Below are 1,319 nucleotides of genomic sequence, written 5' to 3'. Positions count from 1 at the left end.
AACGCAGGCAGCGACACGGTATCGGTGATCAGCTCCTCAGGCAGCGTCTCCAACACAATCACCGTGGGGGACGATCCGGTCGCGGTAGTGGCGGGCTTCCGAGGCCAAGTTGTCGCCGCCAACAACGTCAGCGGCTCGGTTTCGTCTAGCGCCCCCTTCCCCGACTCAAGCGCAGCCGCCCCCAGCGTCACCGTGGGCACGGGACCGGACTCGCTGGCGACCAACTCCCGCAACATCGACAGCGACGTGTATGTCGCCAACGGAGGCAGCGGCACAGTATCGGAGCTCAACTCCTATGGAAGCACTGTCCTCGATACCTATACCGTGGGCGGTCATCCGGACGGGCTGGCGGTCAACTCCAGCGGCGACATCTATGTCGGCACCGCCGACGGCAACACGGTGACGGAACTCAACTCCACCGGCACCGTCATCGACACCATCACCGTCGGCACCAACCCGGACGCGCTCGCGGTCAACCCCACCACCGGCACCGTCTACGCGGCCAACGCGGGTAGCGACACGGTGTCGGAGATCAGTTCCTCGGGCACCGTCATCGGCACCGCCTCCGTGGGCGGCGTCCCGGACGGGGTGGCGTTCAACGCCGTCAACGGAGACGTGTACGTCACTGTCGGCAGCGCCGACACGGTGGACGTTCTCGGTGGGTAGGGTCAGCCGCGGTGTTGCCGATCAGGGGACGCCCCGGCAATACCGCGGTCGGGTAGTGGACCGCGCCAAGAACGTCGTGCTGCACCGTGCCCAGGTCGGATCGGATCGTGGTCGCGATCCCCGACGACGGGGTCCGCAGGGGTCGGCACCCGCCGCGTCGGTCGTTGCGTACGCGTGTCCCCCGGCCCCGGGCAGAGAGGCGATCCCGCGCGTCCCGGGCGACTGCACGGTTCACCTGATGCCTCAGGCCGGCGCCAGGAAACCCACGGGCCCCGACGCGAGGCACAACGACAGCGCGGCGGTGTCGGCGCGCACCGTGATCGCATCCCCGGCACCCGGCAGGCGCACGAAAACCCGGTTGAGTCCCGGATGCACCGGGACCCGGACGTCGGGTCCCTGGTTCAGTGACAGCGTCATCGACCCGTCGCTGTTGGCCAGGTAGTTCAGTTCAACGGTCCAGTCGGCGGGCAGCAGGGGCCCGTCGAGCATCAGCCGCGCCGGTTTGTCCGGCTGCGCGAAGTACCCGCACCGCGGCAGCGGTCCTGCCACGATGGTGCGCACCCACGTCACGTGCGCGTCGACCAGCCGGCCCGAGCTGTCCAGCATGCGCAATTGTGTTGTCGCCGAGGAGAATTCCGGTCGGTCCCGGACCA

The 1,319-nt window shown here is 68.5% G+C and carries 1 protein-coding gene and 1 pseudogene; one reads left to right on the top strand and one right to left on the bottom strand.

What is annotated here, in order from left to right:
- The coding region (locus ACOJVU_RS02040; protein ID WP_421528250.1) for a YncE family protein at positions 1–666 on the top strand (666 nt) is incomplete at its 5' end.
- Positions 667–909: 243 nt separating this feature from the next.
- Here the strand turns inward: ACOJVU_RS02040 and ACOJVU_RS02035 are convergent.
- Positions 910–1,319: pseudogene (locus ACOJVU_RS02035) on the bottom strand (hypothetical protein); the annotation flags it as partial.

The sequence above is a fragment of the Mycobacterium sp. THU-M104 genome (assembly GCF_049197365.1).
GTDB lineage: Bacteria > Actinomycetota > Actinomycetes > Mycobacteriales > Mycobacteriaceae > Mycobacterium.
This window is presented reverse-complemented; position numbering and strand designations above follow the sequence as displayed.